Below are 25,125 nucleotides of genomic sequence, written 5' to 3'. Positions count from 1 at the left end.
TCTTATCATCTTGGCAGTAAATGATAAGAATTGAAATAAATAGCAATAAAACGGTTTTGAATTTAGATATCACAGCAAAAAAAATATTTATAAAATCTTAATATAGTTTTTTTAAATAATTAAATTTTATTATCGGGTTTATACCAAATAAGTTTTGTATTGCCGTATATTTTTCGTATATTTATGAATGGGAAGAAAAGCAATTTTAGAGATCAAGGAATCAGATTCGGAGCTAAAGAAACTCTTGTTAAAACAGAAAACCTTAAAAGCAGAAAAACGTTTAAAGAGTTTGCTAGCCATTAAGTCTGGCAAATTTGAAACCCGACAAGAATTAGCTGATTTTTTAGGGATTCATATCAGAACCCTAGAAAGGTGGATTGTGAACTACAATGCTGGTGGGGTTGAGATGATGTTAACTGATAAGCCTAAAAATAAAACGTCTAAAATTATTACACCACAAATACATAAGGGTTTATCCCAAAGAGTACATGACCCAAATAATCCTTTTTTGGGATACTGGGATGCTCAAAATTGGGTAGAACAAGAGTATGGCGTAGTTGTTAAGTACCAACGGATCCGTGAGTATTTGATTCAACATTTTAAAACAAAACCCAAGACTCCTAGGAAATCTCACTACAAAAAAGATGTAGAGGCTGAAAAAGCTTTTTTAAAAACTCCCTAATACGCTAGATAACATTAGAATTAGTCTTAATAAAGATAGTTACGACTCTGTTAATTTATACTTTCAAGATGAAGCTCGATTTGGAATGATGAATCATCTTGGAAAATACATAACCGCTAGCGGTGTAAAGCCAATAGTGACCTATCAACATATTTATAAAACGACCTATCTATACGGTAGTTACTCCCCAATAAACGGAGACTCTTTTGTTTGGGAAATAAATGGTGTAAGTACTAACATATTTCAAGCCTATCTGCGAGAATTTTCAACACATAATCCAAAGGAATATAAAATTGTAGTGATTGATAATGCAGGATTTCATTCTACAAAAAATATAGAGGTGCCACAAAATATAGTTCTTTTAAGAATACCCCCATACAATCCTGAACTAAACCCATGCGAACAAGTATGGCAATACATTAAAAATCGATTTAAGAATCAAAGATTCGAATCGATGAAAAGTTTAAAACAATGGCTAAGCGAAATGGTCTGCGAAATGAAACCTGAAACCATTAAATCTATAACAGGAAATCACCATTTTCTAAAAGCTTTTAATACGGCATTTAATAACTAAATTGGTATAATACCAAATTAAACCTATAATGTCGTAATAAATCGTTTCTTTTCCGCCTGCTTTTTATCAAAAATAATTACCGTAGCTAAGGCTATGCTAATTATTTTTAATTTCAATCAACCAAAAAGTAATTCGATTTATTCATACGGCATTATAGATATATTTTGGTATTAGAACTATTCTGGAATTAAACCTCAGGGTCTAATGCTTAAGTAGATTTTAATGAATTCGCTATAAACTGAACTTTAATTTTCCTTTACAACTAAAAATGAATTTTTTATTTTCACTTCCTATAACTAAAACCATTAATCCCTTTATTATGAAGAAAACACTAATTATTTTATTGATTTGTCTAGTCAATTTCGGAATAACCCAAGCTCAAAATGAGTCGTTCAAAGAAGATGCACTTAAGCTCACAAAATTATCGAATGATGCTGTGGAAGCTTCTTTTAGTCAACTTTACACTATGATTCCTGCAGAAAATTTGGAAAGTTTTAAAAAAGACTTGAAGCCTATTATGGATACTTATTATTTGAATGTTGCTGAAATGTCAATGGAATATTATTCCCATGAAGATGTAAAACAATTATTGAAATTTTACGAGTCTGAAGTTGGAGAAAAAATGCTAGAAACTCAATCCAAACTAGCTGTAAAAAGTATGGAAATGGCCCAGGGGCTTAGTATGGAATTAATGCCTTTGGTACAAAAATATTCTAAGTAACTGATTTGAAAAATGCCGGCACCAGTTTTTACAATTCGTGTTGGCTTTTTCAATTTACACGTTACCTATTCCCTAGCGAAATTCCTAAAAAACAGCTTAGCTTTTGATTAATTATGATTTTCCTAACTTATTAAAATCGGTAAAACCTTACTCGTAGTCATATCGCTCACTCTATAATTTCATAGTCAATATCCAGTTTTCGCAGTGCCCTTAAAGCAGAGCCAGAGTTTTTATCTTCCAGCTCAATATCCACGGCATCTCCATCTAAAAGTATATCTGTGAGTTCGCTTGACAAAGGTTCTCCAATACCAGGTGAAATCTCTGTAATACATTTAGCTATCGCTCTTTTATCAGGCCTTTGAGCATCACAAGACAATAAGTTCAATTTCATATTAGTGATTTTAAATGCAATATAACAGAGTTAAGATGAGTATGGATTATACTTCCATCATTATTCGTTTTATTTACTCGATAATCCAGATTAAAATGCTCCGAGGCTTGCCATGAATTATGAACTTTTTCCCATATAATGTCTTATAGGCTTGCCCTGAGGCAATTTACTCAAAATGAAAGGTTGGTACATAGAGCCGAAGTGAAAAGCATGAAGTGTGATACTAAAATTGGATACCTTCGTTTTTAAAAACCTTAGCGGGGCTTATGAAGGAAAAAGAAAATAAATCAAGGAGCATAAAGAAACCTTGGCCTACAAAAGAAGCTATGGAACAGATTTATGAAATGAAACTCTGGGGAGGTAGCTCTTCCGATTTCTATTCAGGCATAGGCTCCCATCATCCTAAAGTGGTCAATCCATACATAGAGGTTGTCATTTCATTTTTGGATTCATTTCAAAATGAACTTACTCTTTGTGACTTAGGCTGTGGCGATTTCAATATAGGAAAAGAATTGGTGAACTATACCAGAAAGTACCATGCTATCGATATAGTTGCAGGCCTTATAGAGAGGAATACAGAAAAATATAGGGAAGACCATTTAGAATTCCATTGTTTGGATATCGCGATAGATGATTTGCCTTCTGGAGGTTGTGCCTTACTAAGACACGTGTTACAACATTTATCGAATACTGAAATTCAACGTATAGTGAGTAAATTATCCAATTTTGAATACATCATCGTAACCGAACATGTCCCTGAAGGGGATTTTATACCCAATAAAGATATTATTTCAGGACAAGGAATTAGACTAAAAAAGCAAAGTGGTGTCAACTTAACGGCAGGACCATTTCACTTAAAGGTCAAGGAAGAAACGCAGTTATTATCTGTTATTTTAAATGGCCAAAAAGGAACTATAGTGACTACACTTTATAAAACTTAGGCTTCTATATGTCTAAGATACTATAAGTGTATTTACGTCACTACTTTTTGGAATCTCTTATAATTTCAATCGTTTGTTTGCTATTGTCTGAGTTTTTAATTCGGACATTGATCTTTTTAAAGACCCACTGGCCCTCAACTCGATCTGCGGAAATATCCATTTTGGCTTTTCCTTTCGTTCCTTGTATCCGGAGGGTAGAATTTACACTTTGGTTTCCATTTGAGTAGTTAACTTCCCCCTCTAAAATTGCAAATTTGTCAATCGGTTCTATTTCACCGAGTAGTTCTTTAACTTTTTGGTCAGATTCGACTTTTTTTATAGCATCTTTATAAAGCTCCGTATCGGAATAAGCCTGAGCAAAATCAGTACCAATCCCCATTATTTCAGAAGAAATGAAGACAGAACATATAAGGAGTAAGAGTCCACTAACAGGAATAAACCACTTCCAATTTTTTTTCCACCAGCTTTTTTGCTCAATCAGTTCGTTATTCATATATTATTTTTTAAGTGTTGCTCTCATTAGTTTTTAAAATTCTCTTAAAATTTGGGTAACCAGACCAAGGTGAGGAGGTAAGCAAGCTACTATCTTTATAGGCTTTTTCTGCTGTGATCGATTACACTCTCCCCGCTACTATTTTTACCTCTGGGTAAACAGAAGGATAATCGGTTAACTTTCTTCTCTTTACAACATCCGCAGAGATTGAAATATGAATGTCATGTTGATTAGGTCTTGGTTTAATCTTAAATATTCCCGAGCTCTTCCTTCTTCAATCGCCAAGCCATGCTAATCTTTAACTTTTACTTGAGTAAAACTCACGTTGTTTTTTTTGGATTTAGATTTCTAAAAATCATAAATATATTATTAAAACGCTATCCATTTATTGAAATAATTTGGTCTGAATTCTTCTGCAATAGTGGTTGTTCTGTTGTGCAAACTCAAAACCTAAATCCCACCATTTTTTCATTTTTATAGGTTCAAAAATAAGAGAGTTTTTGGTGAGCATTTCTGGAGGATTATAAAAGTTGAGCGTGATCTCATCATGTTTACTCCTCAATTTTCCAATCATAATATCATTGGTGATAATCTGCTCCAGAAGGAAATCAAATATCCGAGTCGTTAATTCTAGGACATTTTTTACTGGTTTTTTTTGAAATGGCTTTTCAGTTTTTAATAAAATGATATCTACTTCTTTAGCGCCTCTGTTAATGGCTTCTGCAATAGGAACAACATTGCCTAATCCACCATCCCCATACTCGTAACCATCCTTTCTAACTAAGCTCATAAAAGGAACTAAGTTAGCAGAAGCCCATATCCAATCACAAAATTCTTCGCGATTAAAATCCTTGACGGACTTGTATTCGACCTTGCCCAAACTTATGTTGGAGACTGTGACGACCACATCTACATGTTGATTCTTCATTTTCTCAAAAAAATTTGGAGTGACTGTTCTCAAAATTAATTTTTTTAAGGACTTACTTTCTCCAAAGGTTTTCGAACCCTTTAAAAATCCTAGGAGGATGTTGAGGTGATTGATTCTGATTTCAAATTCGCCATCCCTTTCTTTGATGATAAAAGGATTTCTACTAAAAATTGACTTTTGGTTCACAGAGGTATACACCTCCTTAAGCTTAGAAATTTCACCTATAGAAAGCAATGGAATAAGTAGGCTTCCGGTAGAGGTGCCTACAAAAAGGTCATAGTCGTTTTTGCAAACGGTGATAAGATATTCTGCAATGCCTCCTGCAAACGCCCCTTTGCTTCCTCCACCTGAAATGACCATTGCTCTCATAGTTTTATTTTGAACATAAATCTAGTATTGAAGTTACACTAATTTTTACACTAAACACACAAGTCCATTTCTATATATAGAAATGGACTTGTGTAAGGGATTGGAATACCTATTTTACATCTGGTCGCTAAAAAAGATTGAATTTAAAAATAACTTAAAGGTTCCAAGCCAAAAGGCTCTAAAGTTGGTATTATCAGTAAAGATCATCACATTTCCTCTTCCATATCCATCTTGTTTGAAGGGGACAGTGCCTTTAATTAACTCTAAATTTTCTGCATTTATATATCCGCTTAATAAAGGTGAGTTGGTATATTGAATAGGATTGTTAAAGCTTAAAGTGTCCGCCTCTAGCATTAAGTTGGAGTTTCTAAAAAGGGCTATCTCGTCATTATTATAACCATAAACTATAGGGTGAGATCTGTCAATTTTAGCTTTAAAAATAGTTCCTCCAATTCGCTTAGCACCATAAAATTCTGAACGCTCTATAAAACTGATATCATTGGCCACGATACTATCTTTTTTTGTTTTAAAGTCAATCATCTTTTCAGCTTTAAGCCAATTCATGGTGCCTTTGTAGGCGATGAGGTTTCCTCCCTTCCTTACCCAGTCTTTTAGTTTTTCTTTTCCTGAAGGGGTTAAGGCATCAGAACTTGAGCTTGGTATAACCAAGTGGGTGTACTTCTCAAGGCTAGTCCTATTAAAATCTTTGGCATCCAGTTTAGTGACTGGAATCTCATACCTAAAATCTAGCATGTGCCATATTTCCCCAGCATCATAAGACCTTACTCCTTCGCCAACAAGCATAGCAATTTTAGGCATTTTTAGATGACTCATATTGGGACTTCCAAGATTAATTCCTTGGGTTAATCCAGTTTTTAATGGTGAAATTTTTACATGGTTGTCTTTTTGTAATTCATCCAGTAGAGTGTAGATTTCGGTACTAGTTTTCTGTTGATTTTGTACGGGAATAACAATAGTTCCATAATCAAAAGCTTCAGTCTTAGATTGAAATGGTTTTTGAGCCACCTTTACACGGATGTCTTCATCCATGATTTTATATAACACCTTTGGGGCATTAAAATCATTCCAGCGCAAAGCATAGGCATACTTAGATTTTTGAAGGTCATTGGGGATGTCCAATTCTACTGAAGTTAGTTTTTTACCCATATCTATAGATTTCACTTCAGCAAAATCTACATCAAAAGCATGTCTGAAACTCCAGGCGGATACATCGTAAAAAATACTATCGTTAAAACTCGTACGCTCCTCAAACATCGCCTCCACGATTCTATGTTGTAATTGGTTTTTAGGAATGATATACGATGAATTTTGGTCGAAATCCTTTCCGTCAAAGCGTTCATTTTTTTTAAGTTTATAAAGCTCTACCTGATGTTGCTCTAAGACTTTTGCCAATTCGTTAGCTAAGACAGGATCGTTCTTTCTGCCAAACACATAAGCTCCCTTTTCAGCATTCTTCTCGGCGTTTCTATAAAAATTATGCTGTAACTTGAGAATGTCAGTTTTCAGTTCTAAGGAAGCTTTCAAAGTGGAGAGGGCTGTGGTAAACTGATTTTTAATAGTGAAGGGGAATGTCAATAATCCGTTATCAGTCATTTGTCCAGAACCTCTAGAGCTTGCTTGTTCGAACAGAATACCTATAGAACCATTAATGTCTGGGAAGGTAGACCCTTTACCGTAGTAAAAGTCATCAAAACTCTCTTTCGAATAATATAAAGAACCGATACTGTCTAGAGCTTTAGCATGATAGTTACCAATTCGTTCAGTAAGATCTTGGTTGAGTTGAGGGGTGAGGGGATTTGTTCTTTCTGGGATACCAGGTTGAAAAAAGAAGGAAGAATTGGAGCCCATCTCATGGTGGTCGGTTAGGACATTAGGTCTCCAATCGTAAAATGTTTTTACTCTAGCTTGGCTTTCCAAAAGTTGTAGGGGAAGCCAATCTCTATTGAGGTCGAACCAATAATGATTTGTTCTGCCCCCTGGCCAAATTTCAAAGAATTCACGATCTTGAGGGTCAGGATTCAAATTTGTACTTCTATTGGTATTGGTCCAATAGGCAAATCGTTGTAAACCATCTGGGTTGAAACTTGGGTCGAGAAGTATAACCGTATTTTCTAGCATCCGGTCTATAGAAGGGCCTTCTGCAGCAGCAAGATAATAGGCTAAAACTAGAGAAGCATTGGTACCACTAGGTTCATTACCGTGAACAGAAAATCCCTGATTCACTACAATAGGCATAGATTCTAACTGAGATTCTGAGATTTCACCAGATATAATTTTGAGATGGTTCTCTTGAATTTTAGCTAGATTTTTATGATTCTCTGGAGAGGTAATGGTAAGTAAAATAAGAGGTCTTCTTTCATAAGTAAACCCTCTGTTTTCTATACTAACCCTATCTGAGGATTCTGCTATGGCTCTCATATATAGAACCAGTTTGTCGTGAGAAACATGCCACTCTCCAGGAACAAAACCAATGATTTCACTTGGGGTTGGAATATTTTGATTATAAGTGACATCTTGAGGTAAGTAGTCTTTAAGCTTCACTTCTTGGGCTTGAGCACATAAAGCAAAAAGAAAGGTGGTGAAAAATAGAATTTGTTTCATAGTAATTTATCAAATTAGAGTTGCAAATATATATAAGACTTGAGTTTGAGTGAAAAGTTTAAAGAACACTTCCTTAAGTTCAGTTTACATAGCGATTTAAGATTTGAAATATACTAAAGTTGTAACTGCTGTAAAAAACTAATTCTTCTTAAACTAGTTGATGTTTAGATACAAATCTTTTAGAGGCTATTAAAACTTCAGTCTGAATACCAAATTTGGTGTAAAATTTAAACCTCGTTGTTTAAAGGTTTGGATATTTTGATCGTCATCCAACCGATTAAACTGATCGTATATATTCGAGTTTCCAAAGACATTCCAGAAGGACAAACCTGCAAGAGCATTTATATTTTTAAAAATGGCAAAGTTGTAGGTTGTTGAAAAATCCAACCTAAAGTAATCGGGTAATCGCTCCGCGTTTGGTCCTTGAAATAGAATTTGTTGAGGGTTCACACCTTGATTTTCTTGGGGAAGTGTTATAGGAGCTCCAGAATGCCAGTTAAATCCAGTAGATAATTTTAAGCCTTTTTTCTCGTAGCTCAATCCAAAAGAAATCACATGTTGTATATCCAGATTGTTTTGAAAACGCGATGTGTCTAAAGCGTCAAAACGGTAAAAATTATCGGATATGGAATAGCTTGCCCATCCAGAAATGGGATCGAAATTTTTATTGATTAAAAAATCAATTCCTTTTACTTCATAACTTCCATGCACTTGTGAAAATTGAAACTGATTTTGAAAACCTTGTCCTTGTGTGGTTATTCCTTCTACGTGTTTGTAGTAGACGTCTGCATTGATAAACCAGCTTGGTTTTACATAATTGAGTCCAGTCGAGATTTGTTGGCTTTGTATAATTGGTCGGTTATTAGGATTGGAGAGGACCCATCTTCTATTTTCAACACCCAAAAAATCCGTTTGTAAATCGATAACTTGAGAGGTGACCTGGCTTTTTTGTTCAGCGAGAACTTCTAGGTAAACATGGTCCACTATTTTATAACTTAAGTTGAATCTAGGCTCAATCAACACCCTGTCAAATTTTGAAAAATGATTAAGTCTTCCCCCAAATTCTACACTGAGGTCTTTATTTGTTGACAGATAGTTTAACTGGCTATAAAGACTGTTCGTTAAAATAGAGTTTTGAGTTTCTCTAAAAAAACCTGGATTATTAATAGATTCTGAATTGAGAATCCCTGTCTCGTTAAACTGATATCCGGATTCTAGACTAAGCTTTGAAGATAAATTGGTCTTCAGATTAACACGGACTCCAATTTCTCTTACTTCATTGATTTGCTTTAGGCTTTGTTCATTCAATAAATTCGTATTGATAGAATTTTGATTGTATTTGGAAGTATAAAACTGAACTTCAGTCTTTGTAGCTTCAGACCAGTTCCTATTGTAATAGATTCCACCAGCTACATTGGTTTGTTCGAGTTCGCTAGACCTTGTATTAATTCTATTGCCTAAGATTTCAAACCTGTTTAGAGAAAATTCATCGTGTGTGTAAAAGAAATTACCTTTTATATAATCCTTTTCAGTGAGCTTGTGTTTATAGTTTAATGTAGCATCATAAAATATAAATTCATTATTTTGTTGAGAGGCAGGATTTGTTTCGTTGGTAACTTCAGTGTTCTGGAAGATTTTATCAAAATATTGATTGTAGGTTGGACTCTCCCAAATATCGTTGATGGATTCTCTAAAAGAAAACTCGATAGAAGAGGTAGACGTTAGAGGGGCTTCAATATAAACGTCAGCATTGATCAGGTTCACTCCAATTTCAGCTTTAAAAGATTTCACAATAGAATCTTTAGTTCGCATATCGATCACACTAGAAACTCCATCACCGTATCGTGAGGAAGTTCCGTTTTTGATCAATTTTACGCTTTTGGTCATATAGGGGTTAAAGGCAGAAATCATCCCGAAAAAGTGGGAGGTATGATACATTTTTATACCGTCCCACAAAAATAAATTTTGATCATGAGTGCCTCCTCTTACATTAAGATAGGACACACTTTCTTGGCGGCTGGTTATGCCGGGAAGCGCTTGTATACTCTGTAAAACATCAGGTTCTACCAGCCCCGGTAACAATCCAAAGCTTTCATAATCGAGTTTTAAAATCCCCGACCGATATTTTTGAATGCCTCCTGTTAGATAATTAGTTAGGATAATTTCATCTAGCACTACGGAAAAAGGGGAAACAATAACTTCAATACAGTATTTTGTTTCGCTAGGCATAACTCTTTTTAGTTCTGGAGCGTAGCCCTTCGCCCTTATCTTTAAGTCAATTTCTTTAGCGTTTACAGGTATTTTAAATTGGCCTGAAGCATTTGGTTTGTAAAGGTAGTTGCCAACCTTAAGAAATGCTTCTGTCAATTGGTTTTGAGATAATTCATCTTTAACGATCACACACAGTTCAAATTCATTATCATTTGGTATGATGAGTATGTTTTTGTCGGAATGCTGTTCGTATATGAAAGGAGAGGATATTTCTAAAAAGTTGAGATAATCTACTAGAGAATTTAAAGAAGAATTGGGAGTTACAATAAGGTTTTCTATCTGATCATCAGCATAAGAAAATTTAACTTCAAATCGATTCTCAATAGTTCTCAAAAATTCGTCTAAACTTTGTTCACGGATTGAGTTTTGAGCATAGCCATAACTACTAAAGCTCAAAAGGATAAGTAAAAAAGAATGTAAATTCAGTAATCTCACTTTTTAGACAATACGACCTTTTTACCATTTATCTGGTAGGTCAAATCTAAAGGCAAAGTAATGGATTTTAAGGCGTTTTCAAGATCATTATGGACAAAACTTCCAGTATAGAGTCTAGAAGAATTGATGGCTGAGGTTTCAAACTCTATGTTGTAATAGATGTTAAATTCTTGTAAAACCGATTCTAGCGAAGTACTTTTAAATTGTGAGGTCTTATTGATCCAACTTGGTTTCGATAAATAAGTTTTAGAATTAGAGATTTTGTCTTTTATAAAACTTATGGCCTCTTTGGGTTGGAGTATATATACTTTATTATCAATAATTACTTTTACAGAGCCTTCATAACAAGTGACTTCAAACCCATATGCTCTTGACTTTACGTTAAACTGTGTGCCTAAAACCTGAATGCTTCCATAGCTTGTTTTTACTGTAAATACATTCCCTGTAGAAACTTTAAAAAAGGCTTCGCCTTCCAAATCTAAAGCCCGCTCTTCTGCCCAAGTTGAAGAGTTGAATTGTATAATTGACTTAGCGCTTAAATTCACTTCAGAGTCATCTGGCAGACTCAAAGTTTTAGTCTCAGCAACTTGAGTTTGTATGCTTTCTGAATATGAAGTCTGATTTAGTAGTTTTATAGCTGAAAATACTGTGATGCATATAGCTGCCACAATACCAATGGTTTTGTAAAAATTGAAGGGTGTTTTTTGAGCAGGTGAATGAAGGTCAGAATTAAGCTTAATGAGAGAATTTGGAGCGTCAAATTCAGGAGCTTTAAAATGCTTTGCTGTTTCAGAGATTTTGGCATAAGAAGGGTAGACGTCTAATTTTTTAAACGCCTCCCATTCTTCTGAAGTGAGCTCGTCTCTGATCCACTTTTCAATTAAATATTCCTCTTTCATAGCAATCTAATCACTTATAAGACAATTTACTTATAAAATCTCCTACTCTATAACTGTTAAATTCCATCAATATCTCGTCTAAGTTGTTTGAGTGCAGAGTAGATTCGTTTTTCAACAGCTTTTCTAGAAATCCCCAACAGCTCTGCAATTTCTTTATGTTTTTTCCCTTCGACTCTATTGAGCATAAAAGCAACTCTTTTTTCTTCAGTAAGGTTGGATAATGCCTTCTGATATTTATTCAAATATTCTTTTTCTTCAAGTAAAAATTGAGGGTCTTGAATATTCGAGTTGTTTTTTGAAGCATTCGACTCATATTTTAAGACCACTTTTCTATGCTTTATCGTATTAAGAGTGGTGTTGTTTGCTACAGAAAACAAGTAACTTTTAGCTTTTTCTGGTGATATTTTTTTACAATTCTCCCAAAGTCTCATAAAAGCTTCCTGAACTTTGTCTTTTGGGTTATACTGTTCTCCAAATTTATAGTAAATAAAATCGTGTAAATCTTTTGCATACCTTTCATGAAGTTTTGAAAACACAGTTTTTTCATAGGTATTTTCAAATAAAGGTTTTGCATTTTTCATAGATTCAAAATTATAAAAAAAGTTTAATTTGGTAGGAATTATTAGTCCTAAGTTGTTTTATAAGTGTAAGCTGAAAAATATGTTTAATTTTCACAAATCGATTATTTTTTTATTGTTTCCCATTTTAATGGTGAGCTGCTATGAAAACGATGCTCCACTGGTAGTAGATGAAAATACTTTACACCATTCATCAGATCTTTCCTCTAAACTTAAATCTATAACTTCTCACAATGCTTCTTTTGACGATCTTATAGACAATGCTTTCTGTTTTAGTCTTATTTTTCCTTACGAGCTTTCCATCAATAATCAACTCCGAGTTTTTAATTCAGCTCAAGATTTGAGTCCTTTGAGAGAAGACGATGCTATTGAGATTGTATTTCCGGTCTCTATAGTCTTTAGTGATTATATCATTCAGGAGGTAAATTCTACACTTGAATTAAATGAATTGATCAATCAGTGTGACGATTTTCAAAGTATCACGTCCTTTAATTGTTACTCAATAGAATTTCCTTTAACCCTAAAGGATTTCAATGATGTCAACTCATCTTTTCAAACGCATCATTTTTTCAATAACAAGGATATCTTTCTCTACCTAGAAAATCTCCATGATTCTGATGTTTACGAAATAGGCTATCCTATTTCACTTCTTAATAAAATTTCTCGTGAAACTGTTATCAATGACAACCAAGAATTTATTGATATGCTGGATTCTTCGCCTTCCCATTGTGAGTAGTGAATAAACCTTTTATTTTTATTTAAGTATTCTTTAGTATTTTCACTCTTATTTGTTAAACCCTTACTAAAAATGATTTTCAGGGTAGTAATTTTTGAGTTGTGTTTGTCCTATGCATGTAACAATAAAACAAAAAACTATGAAATTACTACCGAAATTTTTGCTTGTGGCGTTTCTTGCTTCAGCATTTGTATCATGTTCAGATGATGATGATGCACCAGCTCCTCCTCAGGGAGATCCAACTATTGCAGAGTTTGTTGCTGAAAATGATGATTTTTCATCTTTAGGCGCGGCTTTGGAAGTTGCGGGCCTTGTAGGAGTACTTAACGGCACTGATGAATATACTGTGTTTGCTCCCAATAATACTGCTTTTACTGCTTTTCTTCAAGCTAACGGATTTTCAAGCCTTGGAGAAGTTCCCGTAGATTTGTTAACAAAAGTTCTATTAAACCATGTTGTCGTTGGAACCAACTTATCCACCGATTTAACGACTGGATACATTTCTTCATTGGCAGTGGGTTCAGCCTCAGCTTCAGGCCTTAGCTTATTTATAAATACTGAAAATGGAGTAGTCATAAATGGTGGAGCTAATAATGGTGGAGCTTCTGTATTTGAATCTCAAGTAGATATATTAGTCTCTAACGGTGTTATACATGCCGTTGAAAATGTAATAGGTCTTCCAGACGTTACTAATCAAGCTATTGCAAATCCTCAATTTTCCACTCTAGTAAGTGCTTTAATCGCAGCGAGTACAGATCAAACAAATTATGTAGATATTCTATCAGGTTCTGAAAGCTCACCTTTTACGGTTTTCGCTCCAACGAATGCTGCTTTTGATGACCTATTGAGTGGTCTGGGTGCTTCGAGCTTGAGTGATGTTGCTCCTGCAACTTTAGCTACCATTTTAGAATATCATGTTATTGCTGGATCTAACGTAAGATCAAGCGATCTTACTACAGGATTAACAGCAGCAACTTTGCAAGGCGAAGAATTAGAGTTCGACTTATCAAATGGAGCTCAGGTTATGGATGCTACAGAGGCAAATGCCAATATTGCAATAGTAGACGTGCAAACTAATAATGGTGTTGTGCATGCTATAGACAAGGTGTTATTACCACAAGTGATAGTTGATGTTATTGACCCAACAATTACAGGGTTGGCTATGATGAATGATGACTTGTCTAGTTTGTTTGCTGCATTGCAATTGACAGGTCTTGATGAAGTTCTAAACGACAGGGCGAGCCAGTATACTGTCTTTGCTCCAACCAACGCTGCATTCGATATATTCTTGAATGGTTCAGCTTTAGGAGATCTTCCAGTGGAAGTAGTAACTCAAGTTTTGTTAAATCATGTTTTAGCAGGAACCGTACTTTCTACTGATTTAGAAACAACTTATACAAATTCTCTAGCTACATTTGGTGGTACTGAAAACAACTTGAGCTTTTATATCAACTTAGATAACGGTGTAAGATTAAATGGTGTGTCTTCTGTAACAGCTCCAGATAATGAAGCGGCGAATGGGGTTGTGCATATTGTTGACGCGGTAATAGGCCTTCCAACCGTAGTCACTTTTGCAACAGCAGATCCCAATTTCAGTAGTCTAGTTGCTGCACTTACCGATGACGGACAGGAAGCACAAAACTATGTGGAGACGCTTTCTACCCCAAATGGAACTGCTCCAGCTCCATTCACAGTATTTGCTCCAATTAATTCAGCTTTTGACAATTTATTTGCTGAATTGGGTGTTGAAGGAATTGAAGACATTGATCCAGCTACTTTAACTGCTGCTTTGAATACACATGTTGTTGCAGGATTTAATGTAAGATCAACCGATCTTACGAATGGAACTGTGTCTACATTGGGAGCGGATTTAACGGTAGATGCTACCGCTGGAACTTTAACAGATCCTAATGACAGAGTAAGCACCATCGCTGTGTTTGATGTTCAAGCTGCTAATGGTGTAGTTCATGCCATTGATACTGTTTTATTACCTCAGTTATAGATTATAAGCTTATTTATAGAATTAAAAAAGGTTCAACATTTCGTTGAACCTTTTTTGCTTTTAAAATTTTAGTGAGCCTATACTTTATCGAGATGTTTTGGTTTCACTCCAAATTTCCTAGTATCCTCTTTGGTCAGTACTTTATAATCTTCAGTTTTAGTTAAATGCTCTAAGGGATATAGCAAATGTTCTGGAAGAGCAGTGAGTTGTCTCGATTTGAGATCAATCCACGATCCCATCATATCACATCTTGCACAATTCTCTCCTTTTTGGTTATAAACGTTATGTTCAAACTGAAAAAACATGCCGTCTTCACTTAGGCCTTTTAGTTCTAAACTTACCCTTACCTTGTCTTCAGGTTTTATTTCTTTAAAATAGAAGATGTGTTCATAAAATACAATTGGACCAATATTATACTTTACCAGTTCCTGCTGAGAAAAGCCATTTTCCACAAGAAAAGCCATTCGCGTATGGCTCATAAAATTCTGATAGGAAGAGTTTGCTAAATGCCGATTAGCATCCAGATCACTCCAGCGAATTTCAAATGATTGACTATACATATATTAAATAAATTTAGTAATTAGAATAATAATTGCACTCAAAATAGTGGCCATGACTACCCCACGTGCTCTATAATCTTGCTTTTTTTTAATAAACACAAAAAACGGCAAAAAGTTTAAAATAGCACCCAAAGCAATAATGCTTCCAAGTACACCTTCTTCTGAAGCTTTGCTGAGAACCATTTCAAACTCCCTTTGCATGATGATGCTGATATACAGGAACATGCCTGCGAGATTGGCAGTGATCCCTATTAAGAAGCCTATGGCAATTTCTTTTTTAATCATTGATGGGCCAAGATTTTAAATCATCAATAAATTGATGCGCTGTAAGGTCAAACATGACGGGGACAATAGACACATAGCCTGCTTCTAAAGCTTCGACATCTGTTCCTCCATCTTTATCTTCGTTTACAAACTCTCCAGAGAGCCAATAATAATTTCTCCCTTGCGGATTTTGTCGCTTATCAAATTGCTCTCTCCAAAAGGCTTTGGCTTGTCTGCAGATTTTTACACCTTTTAGTTTTTCTTCTCCAGCCTTAGGGAAATTGATATTAAGAACAACTCCCTTAGGAAGGCCATTTTGTATGACATTATTTGTAATGCGTTTTATATACTTGGTTGTATGGTCAAAATTAGCTTCCATAGAGTAATCTAGCAGAGAAAACCCAATGGCAGGTATTCCTTCTATTCCTGCTTCTACAGCAGCACTCATCGTTCCAGAGTAAATGACATTAATGGAGGAATTAGACCCATGATTAATTCCGCTAACACATAAATCTGGTTTTCTTTTTAGGATTTCTTGGGTTCCTATTTTTACACAATCCGCTGGTGTGCCTGAACAAGAATATTCTTTGACTTGTGAATATTTATCGATGGTAACTGGGTCGCAATATAAATTGTCACTGAGGGTTATGGCGTGTCCCATTCCACTTTGTGGCCTGTCTGGTGCAACGACAACTACTTCTCCAATAGTTTTCATAATTTGTATAAGATGTCTTATGCCAGGGGCAGTGATGCCATCGTCGTTCGTGACTAATATTAAAGGTTTGTTTTCTGTTTGCATAGATTTCATTTTCAAGGGGCTAAAATAATCATTTTAGCTCGTAATAAAATGAATTATGACGTTTAACAAATTATTAGCTAGCATTAAAAAATGTGGTATAATTTTTACTGTACATTAGAATATATTACATTAGTAAACTCAAGTTTAAATGAATTTTGATACGATGAAACGATACAAAGTAAGACGCAATTTTATTATTTTATTATTAGTAACTCTCCTGTCTGTCACGTCTTGTAGTTTTACAACTAAAGATTTTGATGAAGATTCAGATAAGGACAAAGTCCTTATTGAACTCATTACCTATGTTATTGAGCAAGGCCATTTTGATATGAAAGAGATAGATGATGAATTTTCTGAGGCTGTTTTTAAAGATTACATCCAAGGTTTAGATCCTATAAAAAGACATTTTTTAGCTAGTGATTTTCAAGATTTTGAAGCCTTTAAAACTCAGATTGATGATCAGATTGAAAATAAAAATTTAGTGTTTTTCAACCTTACTGTCGAAATTCTAACTCAAAGAATGGAAGAGGCTAAAGAGTTTTACTCAGAATTACTTACAAAGCCCTTCAATTTTCAAGAAGAAGAGGTGATTAATACAGATTATGAAAAACAAGACTATGCCTCTAGTAAATCTGAATTGAAGAAACGATGGAGACAGCAATTCAAGTTTTCAACACTTTCTTCGTTCCATGAACTTAAAGAAGAACAGGCAGAGAAAATCAAAAATGGTGAAGAGGTAGACAAAAAATCTGATGTAGAGCTGGAGAAAGATGCTCGTGAGATCACTAAGGAATCTATTGAAAATTATTTTGATGCCATGTCTGATCTTGAAAGAAAAGATTGGTTTAGCCTATACATCAATTCAGTGGTCAGTCAATTCGATCCACATACAAATTATTTTGCTCCACAAGACAAAGACAGATTCGATATTTCGATGTCTGGCAAACTAGAAGGAATTGGAGCTAGGTTACAAAAACAAAGAGACAACGTAAAGATTGTTGAGGTAATTTCTGGAGGTCCAGCATGGACTAATGGAGAGCTTGAAGTTGGCGATTTGATTCAAAAAGTGAAACAAGAGGATGAAGAAGAACCAGTAGACATCCGTGGAATGCGACTCGACGACGCGGTGGATCTCATTAAAGGGCCTAAGGGCACCAAAGTAACATTGACCGTTAAAAAAGTAGATGGAAGCTCTCAAACGATCAACATTACAAGAGATATTGTAGAGATTGAAGAAACTTATGCTAAATCTTCATCAGTGATAAAAAACGGAAAGTCTTATGGTGTCATCAATTTGCCTAAATTTTATTTTGATATGCAAGATTATGACGAACGAAATGCAGCTTCAGATATCAAAAAAGAATTGATTCGTCTTAATGAGATTGGAGCAGAAGGTTTAGTGATAGATCTCAGAAATAATGGAGGCGGTTCTTTATCTACCGTAGTGGATATTGCTGGCTTTTTTATTGAAAATGGACCCGTGGTTCAAGTTAGAGATGCGAAAAATAATACAGAAGTTTTAAAAGATACCGATGCCGATGTGATTTGGGATAAACCTTTGGTTATCCTTGTGAATGAATTATCAGCTTCGGCTTCGGAGATTCTAGCCGCTGCTATGCAAGATTACAATAGAGCTGTTGTGATTGGTAGCAAGCAAACGTATGGTAAAGGAACTGTGCAGAATGTTGTAGATCTCAACCGCTGGATGAGAAATAATAGCACATTTGGAGACATGGGAGCACTTAAAATTACGACTCAAAAATTTTACAGAATCAATGGAGGATCAACCCAACTTAAAGGAGTAGAAAGCGATGTTGCTGTTCCTGACCGATATTCTTACATCGATATTGGTGAAAGGGATTATGAAAACCCAATGCCATGGGATAAAATTGCCCCTGCAGATTATAAAGCGTGGAGAGGGTATTCTAATCTTGAAAAGGTAATTGCTTCAAGTAGAGATCGCTTGTCCAATAATGCTCAAATCCAATTGATAGATGAAAATGCAAAATGGATCAATGCACAAAGAAATCAAAACTCATATAGTTTAAACTATGACAGCTATGACAAAGAAATGGCAGAGGTAAAAAATATGTCTGAAAAGTTTGATAATATCAATAATTATAAAACAGATCTCACCTATAGCTCCTTGCCTTATGAAGAGTCTCTTATGGCTCAAGATTCATCTTTAACCCAAAAGAGAAAGAGATGGCACGAGAGTTTGTCGAAAGATGTTTATGTACAAGAAGCTATTAATGTACTTCAAGATTTAAACGTTGATGAAAGTTCTATCAAACTTGCAGCAAGAAAAGATTAATTAGGTGTAATTCTAGAAGTTTGACCAGAAATACGTCTTTAACTCACTTAGCCCTCCAAAAATTTAAAAAAAATATTTGGGGGGTCTTAAGTTTTTGGTACGTCGTCGCTTGTTTATTAATAGGGGTTTTTGCCTATCTCTTGTCTCCAGACGATTCAGAAAATGCCAATAACATGGCGTTGAGTATTCATTCGAAATCCCCAGGGTTTACCACCAAAGTTATTGAGTTGCCCAGTCCTAATCAAGATCAGCAATCTTGGTTCTCCAAATCATTTTTTGGTGATAAAACAGCGAATACTATTATTCCTATTCAATCCTATAAAGAACAAGGTGATAAACTCTACTATCTCGAATACGGTATGGAAGAGTCCGCTTTAGAAAATGAAATTGACGTATCTCAAATAGATTTCGAAGGAGATATAACTAACCTTGTCACCACCAAAACCTATTGGTTAGGGACCGATAAATATGGCAGAGATTTGCTAAGCCGGATGCTTATTGGGATAAGAATCTCTTTTTCAGTAGGATTTATTTCAGTGTTGATATCGCTTGTGCTCGGTATTTTCTTGGGTTCAATATCGGGATATTATGGAGGGAAAATCGATGCTGTAGTGATGTGGCTTATCAACGTCACCTGGTCCATACCAACTTTGCTTTTAGTGATTGCCATAACGCTAGCTTTAGGTAAAGGATTTTGGCAGGTGTTTATCGCGGTAGGTTTAACGATGTGGGTGGAAGTGGCTAGAGTGGTTAGAGGTCAAGTGATGAGTGTAAAATCTTCACAATACGTTACAGCAGCAAGAGCTTTAGGGTTTAAAAATCAAAGAATTATTACAAAACATATACTTCCTAACATCATGGCTCCGGTAATTGTTATATCTGCTGCCAATTTCGCTGCCGCTATATTGATAGAAAGCGGGCTAAGCTTCCTAGGAATAGGCGCTCAACCTCCTACGCCAAGTTGGGGTGCTATGATCAAAGATCATTATAGCTATATTATATTAGGGAAAGCCTATCTAGCCATTATTCCTGGCTTAGGAATAATGAGTTTGGTGATGGCTTTTATGCTTGTAGGAAATGCGCTTAGAGACGCTCTGGATGTGAAAAATTAATCATTTAATTTTAGAACGGCCATAAACGCTTCTTGAGGAATTTCTACATTACCGACTTGTCTCATGCGTTTCTTTCCTTTTTTCTGTTTCTCTAAAAGCTTTCGTTTACGAGAAATATCACCACCATAGCATTTGGCTGTCACGTCTTTTCTTAAAGCTTTTACTGTTTCTCTAGCAATAATTTTTGCACCGATAGCCGCTTGAATAGGAATATCGAACTGTTGTCTAGGGATAAGTTCTTTTAATTTCTCGCAGATTCTTTTCCCAATATCGTAAGCATTGTCAGCGTGAAGTAAAGCAGAAAGGGCGTCTACACTATTCCCGTTTAATAGAAGATCTACTTTTACCAACTTGGATTTTCGCATTCCAATTGGAGAATAATCGAAGGACGCATAGCCTTTGGAAACTGTCTTTAATCGATCATAAAAATCGAAAACAATTTCAGCTAGGGGCATATCAAAACTCAGTTCTACACGATCTTGAGTCAGGTAAGTCTGGTTGGTAATTTGTCCTCGCTTTTCTATACATAGCGACATCACAGGGCCGACGTAACCAGATTTTGTGATAATACTGGCCTTAATAAAAGGCTCTTCAACACGGTCTAAATAAGAAGGTTCTGGTAAATCGGTTGGATTGCTAACGATAATAGCTGTGTCCCTATCTTTTAAGGTGAAAGCGTTATAAGACACGTTAGGGACAGTTGTAATAACAACCATATCAAACTCACGTTCTAGGCGTTCTTGAATAATTTCCAAGTGAAGCATTCCTAAAAAACCACATCTAAAGCCAAAACCTAAAGCTGCAGAACTCTCTGGTGCAAAAACCAGCGAAGCATCATTCAGTTGAAGCTTTTCCATTGCAGATCTCAACTCTTCGTATTCATCAGTTTCAACAGGATAGATCCCCGCAAAAACCATGGGTTTCACCTCTTCAAAACCAGCAACTGTATTTTTAGTAGGATTTTCAGCGTCGGTAATGGTATCACCAACTTTTACTTCTTTTGCATTTTTAATACCTGTAATCAGGTAGCCAACATCTCCTGCTTTGATCTCTTTTTTGGGAAATTGAACCAGTTTTAAAGTCCCCACTTCATCTGCAGAATAATTCTTACCGGTCGCCACAAATTTAATTTGTTGTCCCTTTTTAATACTTCCATCAAAAACTCTAAAGTAAGTTTCAATCCCACGGAAAGGATTATAAACAGAATCGAAAACCAAAGCTCTTAACGGAGCATCAGGATCTCCTTTTGGAGGTGGAATACGTTCTACAATAGCATTTAATATTTCTTCTATACCAGTACCGTTTTTTGCACTTGCTCTAATGACATCTTCTCGATGACAACCGATTAAATCTACAATGTCATCGGTGACCTCATCGGGGCTAGCACTAAGTAAATCTACTTTATTGAGGACTGGAATAATCTCTAAATCATTTTCTAGAGCTAGATATAAGTTTGAAATCGTTTGCGCCTGTATGCTTTGCGCGGCATCTACGATGAGCAAAGCTCCTTCGCAAGCCGCTATAGATCGAGATACTTCGTAAGAAAAATCTACATGCCCAGGTGTATCGATAAGATTGAAGACAAAGTCTTCTCCTTTATAATTATAAACCATTTGGATGGCGTGGCTTTTTATGGTGATTCCACGTTCACGCTCCAAATCCATAGTGTCTAGAAGTTGCTCCTTTCGTTCACGTTCTGTCACAGATTTTGTAAAATCTAATAAACGATCGGCTAAGGTGCTTTTTCCGTGGTCTATATGAGCTATTATGCAAAAATTTCGAATGTTCTTCATAGTCCCTTTATCCTCTACAAACGCTTAAAAAGCATTTGAATTTATCTCTGCAAATATAATGGAATTGTTTGGCTTAAGAGGCTTATATTTTACAGTGTTAAAAGCTTTATGGAAATTGTTTATAATTCTGTAGTTTTACACTAAAAAATTTTGGCTAAGATAGATAACATAGAACTTGGAGAATTTCCATTACTTCTTGCACCAATGGAGGATGTAAGCGATCCTCCATTTAGAGCGCTTTGTAAGGAATACGGTGCAGACATGGTGTATACTGAATTTGTTTCTTCTGAAGGATTGATTCGTGATGCTGCCAAAAGCATGCAAAAGCTCGACATCTACGAAAGAGAACGCCCGGTTGGTATTCAGATTTTTGGAGCTAACCTAGATTCGATGTTGAGGTCTGTTGAAATTGTTGAAAAGACTAAGCCAGATGTTATAGATATCAACTTTGGGTGTCCAGTTAAAAAAGTGGTTTCTAAAGGAGCAGGAGCAGGCATTTTGAAGGATATAGATCTTATGGTGAAACTCACTGGGGAAATGGTGAAACATACCCATCTTCCTATAACTGTTAAGACCCGATTAGGTTGGGATCATGATTCCATTAAAATTTATGAAGTTGCAGAACGACTTCAAGATGTGGGTTGTAAAGCCATCTCAATTCATGGGCGTACAAGAGCTCAAATGTACAAGGGAGAAGCAGATTGGAAACCTATTGCAGAAGTCAAGAATAACCCGCGGATGCATATTCCTGTCTTTGGCAATGGGGACGTAAATAGTCCAGAAAAAGCTGCACTCATGCGAGATGAATATGGACTCGATGGAGCAATGATTGGTCGGTCGAGCATAGGGTCTCCTTGGTTTTTTAAAGCGGTAAAACACTATTTTGAAACGGGGACGCATTGTGAACCACCTTCTTTGGTAGAGCGCGTTGATATTGCCAGACGTCATCTGCAAATGGCCATCGATTGGAAAGGGGAGAAGCTAGGCGTTTTTGAAACGCGACGACATTACACCAATTACTTTAAGGGAATCCCTCACTTCAAAGACTATAGGATGAAAATGGTGACCTCCGATCATTCTGAAGATGTATTTGCTGTTTTTGATGAAGTTGAAGATAAGTTTTCTGACTACCAGTTTGTTTAATCCATCTAAAACTCTTTATTTCTTTTGAAACACATCTTGTTCATTTAAACTTAAGAAAGATGAAATTATTTTTTTTAATCTGTTTAGCGATCATGCTTGGCTTTAGTTCATATGCTCAAAGTCTAGATGAAAAGATTCACCAAACTTTAAAAAATTACTTAACTGAATTCCCATCTCAAACTCAATTTTCCGTAGCATTAATAGACCACGATGACACTTACTATTACGGGCAAGTAAAATTCTCAGACACAATAAATCAATTAGACAATAGTGCATCCCTATTTCAGATTGGATCGGTTACCAAGGTTTTCACCTCTACACTCTTGGCTAGCCTTGTTCTCGATAAGACATTAAAATTAACAGATTCGCTTCAGCAGTTTTTTAGATTTCCACTTGCCAATACTTCAATTACGTTAGAAAGACTTTCTAACCATACGTCTGGCTTACCAAGGCTTCCTTCTAATTTGAACTTAGCTTTAGCAGACCCTAAAAATCCTTACCTTACTTATACTGAAGCAGATCTGGAGTTTTACTTAACCTCAGAAATGGAAGTACCAAATACCACAAAGCCTATTTATCAATATTCAAATTTGGGTGCTGGTATTCTGGCTAATGCTTTAGAAAATGCCACAGATAAAACCTTTGACAACTTACTTTCAGAAAAAATTTTTCAGCCCTTAGGGATGAAAAATTCTACACTAGACAGCAATCTTGTTGAGTCAAATTTGGTTCAAGGCTTAGATCAAGATGGAAACCCTACACCTGTATGGGATATGGGAGTTCTTGCTGGCGCTGGTGGAGTATTATCTTCTACTGCCGACCTCTCAAAATTTGTAAAGGCCCATTTTGAGGATACAGAAACTGCGTTTTCATTAACGACCTTATCCACTTTCTTAGTCAATGCAAATTTAAGGATTGGCCTAGGATGGCATATTTTGCAAGATGAGCGAGGCCATAATTTATATTGGCATAATGGAGGAACCGGTGGTTATTCGGCTTCCGTTTTTGTTATTCCTGAAATTCAAAAGGCTGTTATTGTTTTAACTAATGTGTCTGCATTTCATCCTAAAGCCTCACGTATAGACGAATTGGGTTTTAAACTCTTAAGTGCATTTTAAAAAAGATAAAGCGCTGTGTTCTTAAACACAGCGCTTTTAAATATAACTTATCATTATAACTCCTATCTGTTTTCTGCAATAGGAGTTGGGAATTGAACGAAAACATTATCTCCTGGTCTGTCATTTGGAAGTTGATCGAGTCTGTTAAAACGTCTCATATCTATCCATCTATGTCCACCTTCAGCAAAAAGAGAATAACGCCGTTGCAATAAAATTTCATCAACGAGTTCAGCTGGAGAATCGCCACCTGTGTAATCATCTAGCTCTGCTGCGTTTCTTATAATGTTAATAGCATTGATAGCTTCGCTTGGATTTGATATATGTAAAGCTTCAGCATAAAGAAGAACAAGTTCTTCATTTCTAATAATATCTACATTATCTACAATATTGTCATAAACGAAAACATTGTAAATACCGCTTAAATCAGATTGGGTTAAGACTTCTTCTCTTCTCACTACTTTACTAATTCTACTGTCGCCCGTCAACGTGTCTGCAATAAAAGAAGGATGTGCAATTCTAGCATTGGCTACCGTTTGATTGACACTGAAAAACAATGGATTGGGAAAATCTAGGCCAGATTGTGAAAATGTAAAATAAACACTTTCACTAAGGTTTCCACTTAAGTTCATGAAGGAGTCTTCCAACAGGGATTCAGCTTCTGTGTAATTTCCTCGATAGACCTCAACTCTAGCATGAATAGCTTTATTGAATTGAAGAAAATCGGCAGGAGTTGATGCAATTGTAAATCCTTCACCGTCGTCAGGCAGTGAAAAAGGAAATTCACCTCCATTGTTTTGCAACTGCGTTGCAGCTTCCCCCAATAGATTAGAAATAAAAGCAATAGCTTCATCATACCCTAAAAAAGGGCCTAAATTATCCGGATCTGACACATCAACTCGAATTCCGTTTTGATATTGTTGATTAAGAACCATCAACAGTTCATGGGCTTTAATAGTATTCAGGAAGCCTTTAGAAACTGTGATTTCGGCCCCGGTAAAAATCCCTTCACTATTTCCAATGCCTTGTATTATCAAATTAGCATCTTTAATTGCAGTGTACCTAGCACTGTAAGGAGCTGTCGTGTAAAACGTATTGTTATCCAGATTTCCAGTCATCACATCTGAAGACCATCGAGGATCTGAACTTTGAAATCTGTAATATTCTCGTCCAGCCAAAGATTGGCCGTCGACTTGGGTGCCAATTCTCAATCGCATATCCGAAAGTACACCTGTAATGGCTTGTTCTAATTCACCACGGCTAATACCGTCCTGTATGGACTCTGCAGTAGGTCCATTTAAATTCTCTCCATCTTCCAGCTCACACGACAAAGTCATGAGGCATACCACTGGTAAGAATAAGATTTTATGTATTAATTTCATA

General features: G+C 35.7%; 22 protein-coding genes. 10 read left to right on the top strand and 12 right to left on the bottom strand.

The window, feature by feature from the left end; translation table 11 throughout:
* Window positions 1-187: 187 nt before the first annotated feature.
* From P700755_RS06015 to P700755_RS06005, 3 genes are all read left to right on the top strand, one after another.
* On the top strand, window positions 188-682 hold the full coding sequence (locus P700755_RS06015) for a helix-turn-helix domain-containing protein (RefSeq protein WP_015023841.1): 495 nt from the start codon (window positions 188-190) through the stop codon (window positions 680-682).
* Between the two features lie 13 nt (window positions 683-695).
* Window positions 696-1,256, top strand: a complete 561-nt coding sequence (locus P700755_RS06010) for an IS630 family transposase (protein ID WP_083858480.1) — start codon at window positions 696-698, stop codon at window positions 1,254-1,256.
* A 319-nt stretch (window positions 1,257-1,575) separates the two neighbouring features.
* Window positions 1,576-1,977, top strand: a complete 402-nt coding sequence (locus P700755_RS06005) for a DUF2059 domain-containing protein (protein ID WP_245536008.1) — start codon at window positions 1,576-1,578, stop codon at window positions 1,975-1,977.
* 166 nt (window positions 1,978-2,143) lie between these two features.
* Here the strand turns inward: P700755_RS06005 and P700755_RS06000 are convergent, their stop codons facing one another.
* Entirely contained in the window at window positions 2,144-2,368 is a 225-nt protein-coding gene (locus P700755_RS06000) for a hypothetical protein (protein WP_015023838.1), read from the bottom strand.
* Between the two features lie 266 nt (window positions 2,369-2,634).
* On the opposite strand from P700755_RS06000, the gene P700755_RS05995 reads away from it, so the two are divergent.
* Entirely contained in the window at window positions 2,635-3,309 is a 675-nt protein-coding gene (locus P700755_RS05995; RefSeq protein ID WP_015023837.1) for a class I SAM-dependent methyltransferase, read from the top strand.
* A gap of 40 nt (window positions 3,310-3,349) precedes the next feature.
* Here P700755_RS05995 and P700755_RS05990 read toward each other — a convergent pair whose 3' ends face one another.
* The 6 genes from P700755_RS05990 to P700755_RS05965 all read right to left on the bottom strand — a co-directional run bounded on the left by P700755_RS05990 (window position 3,350) and on the right by P700755_RS05965 (window position 11,907).
* A complete protein-coding gene (locus P700755_RS05990) occupies window positions 3,350-3,802 on the bottom strand; it encodes a cytochrome c oxidase assembly factor Coa1 family protein (protein ID WP_015023836.1) in 453 nt (150 codons plus the stop codon).
* Window positions 3,803-4,187: 385 nt separating this feature from the next.
* Window positions 4,188-5,099, bottom strand: coding sequence for a patatin-like phospholipase family protein (locus P700755_RS05985; RefSeq protein WP_041758173.1), 912 nt, complete (start codon window positions 5,097-5,099; stop codon window positions 4,188-4,190).
* A gap of 114 nt (window positions 5,100-5,213) precedes the next feature.
* Window positions 5,214-7,721 carry a M14 family metallopeptidase gene (locus P700755_RS05980; protein ID WP_015023834.1) on the bottom strand — a complete coding sequence of 836 codons (2,508 nt, stop codon included), beginning with the start codon at window positions 7,719-7,721 and terminating at the stop codon, window positions 5,214-5,216.
* A 189-nt stretch (window positions 7,722-7,910) separates the two neighbouring features.
* A complete protein-coding gene (locus tag P700755_RS05975) occupies window positions 7,911-10,427 on the bottom strand; it encodes a TonB-dependent receptor plug domain-containing protein (RefSeq protein WP_015023833.1) in 2,517 nt (838 codons plus the stop codon).
* Window positions 10,424-11,326 carry a FecR family protein gene (locus P700755_RS05970; RefSeq protein ID WP_015023832.1) on the bottom strand — a complete coding sequence of 301 codons (903 nt, stop codon included), beginning with the start codon at window positions 11,324-11,326 and terminating at the stop codon, window positions 10,424-10,426. Before P700755_RS05970 ends, P700755_RS05975 begins: the two co-directional genes overlap by 4 nt.
* A 56-nt stretch (window positions 11,327-11,382) precedes the next feature.
* A complete protein-coding gene (locus tag P700755_RS05965) occupies window positions 11,383-11,907 on the bottom strand; it encodes an RNA polymerase sigma factor (protein ID WP_015023831.1) in 525 nt (174 codons plus the stop codon).
* 79 nt (window positions 11,908-11,986) lie between these two features.
* Between P700755_RS05965 and P700755_RS05960 the strand changes: the two genes are divergently transcribed.
* Window positions 11,987-12,640 (top strand): hypothetical protein, encoded by a 654-nt coding sequence (locus P700755_RS05960; protein ID WP_051007937.1) that lies wholly within the window; start codon window positions 11,987-11,989, stop codon window positions 12,638-12,640.
* A gap of 139 nt (window positions 12,641-12,779) precedes the next feature.
* Window positions 12,780-14,642, top strand: coding sequence for a fasciclin domain-containing protein (locus P700755_RS05955; RefSeq protein WP_015023829.1), 1,863 nt, complete (start codon window positions 12,780-12,782; stop codon window positions 14,640-14,642).
* 77 nt (window positions 14,643-14,719) lie between these two features.
* Here P700755_RS05955 and P700755_RS05950 read toward each other — a convergent pair whose 3' ends face one another.
* From P700755_RS05950 to surE, 3 genes are read right to left on the bottom strand one after another with little or no spacing between them, the layout of a single operon-like run.
* A complete protein-coding gene (locus P700755_RS05950) occupies window positions 14,720-15,202 on the bottom strand; it encodes an acyl-CoA thioesterase (protein WP_015023828.1) in 483 nt (160 codons plus the stop codon).
* A 3-nt stretch (window positions 15,203-15,205) separates the two neighbouring features.
* The gene (locus P700755_RS05945; protein ID WP_015023827.1) at window positions 15,206-15,487 is read right to left on the bottom strand and encodes a hypothetical protein; all 282 of its coding nucleotides are present in this window, start codon (window positions 15,485-15,487) and stop codon (window positions 15,206-15,208) included.
* Window positions 15,480-16,265 (bottom strand): 5'/3'-nucleotidase SurE, encoded by a 786-nt coding sequence (gene surE, locus P700755_RS05940; protein ID WP_015023826.1) that lies wholly within the window; start codon window positions 16,263-16,265, stop codon window positions 15,480-15,482. Before surE ends, P700755_RS05945 begins: the two co-directional genes overlap by 8 nt.
* 148 nt (window positions 16,266-16,413) lie before the next feature.
* Between surE and P700755_RS05935 the strand changes: the two genes are divergently transcribed.
* Window positions 16,414-18,579, top strand: a complete 2,166-nt coding sequence (locus tag P700755_RS05935; RefSeq protein ID WP_015023825.1) for a carboxy terminal-processing peptidase — start codon at window positions 16,414-16,416, stop codon at window positions 18,577-18,579.
* A gap of 20 nt (window positions 18,580-18,599) precedes the next feature.
* A complete protein-coding gene (locus tag P700755_RS05930; RefSeq protein WP_015023824.1) occupies window positions 18,600-19,691 on the top strand; it encodes an ABC transporter permease in 1,092 nt (363 codons plus the stop codon).
* On the opposite strand, the gene lepA is transcribed toward P700755_RS05930, so the two are convergent.
* Window positions 19,688-21,484: a translation elongation factor 4 gene (gene lepA / locus P700755_RS05925; RefSeq protein WP_015023823.1), complete on the bottom strand. Its 1,797-nt coding sequence runs from the start codon at window positions 21,482-21,484 to the stop codon at window positions 19,688-19,690. The two genes, P700755_RS05930 and lepA, sit on opposite strands and share 4 nt — an antisense overlap.
* 150 nt (window positions 21,485-21,634) lie before the next feature.
* Here lepA and dusB point away from each other — a divergent pair, with 150 nt between their 5' ends.
* Together dusB and P700755_RS05915 are read left to right on the top strand one after the other, a co-directional pair.
* Window positions 21,635-22,627, top strand: coding sequence for a tRNA dihydrouridine synthase DusB (dusB, locus tag P700755_RS05920; protein ID WP_015023822.1), 993 nt, complete (start codon window positions 21,635-21,637; stop codon window positions 22,625-22,627).
* Window positions 22,628-22,686: 59 nt separating this feature from the next.
* Window positions 22,687-23,745: a serine hydrolase domain-containing protein gene (locus P700755_RS05915; RefSeq protein WP_015023821.1), complete on the top strand. Its 1,059-nt coding sequence runs from the start codon at window positions 22,687-22,689 to the stop codon at window positions 23,743-23,745.
* 62 nt (window positions 23,746-23,807) lie between these two features.
* Here the strand turns inward: P700755_RS05915 and P700755_RS05910 are convergent, their stop codons facing one another.
* Window positions 23,808-25,124: a RagB/SusD family nutrient uptake outer membrane protein gene (locus tag P700755_RS05910; RefSeq protein WP_015023820.1), complete on the bottom strand. Its 1,317-nt coding sequence runs from the start codon at window positions 25,122-25,124 to the stop codon at window positions 23,808-23,810.
* Between the last annotated feature and the right edge of the window lies 1 nt (window position 25,125).

It is taken from the genome of Psychroflexus torquis ATCC 700755 (assembly GCF_000153485.2).
GTDB classification, from domain to species: Bacteria; Bacteroidota; Bacteroidia; order Flavobacteriales; family Flavobacteriaceae; genus Psychroflexus; species Psychroflexus torquis.
The sequence above is the reverse complement of the archived record's forward strand: the minus strand, read 5'-3'. Positions and strand labels throughout refer to the sequence as shown.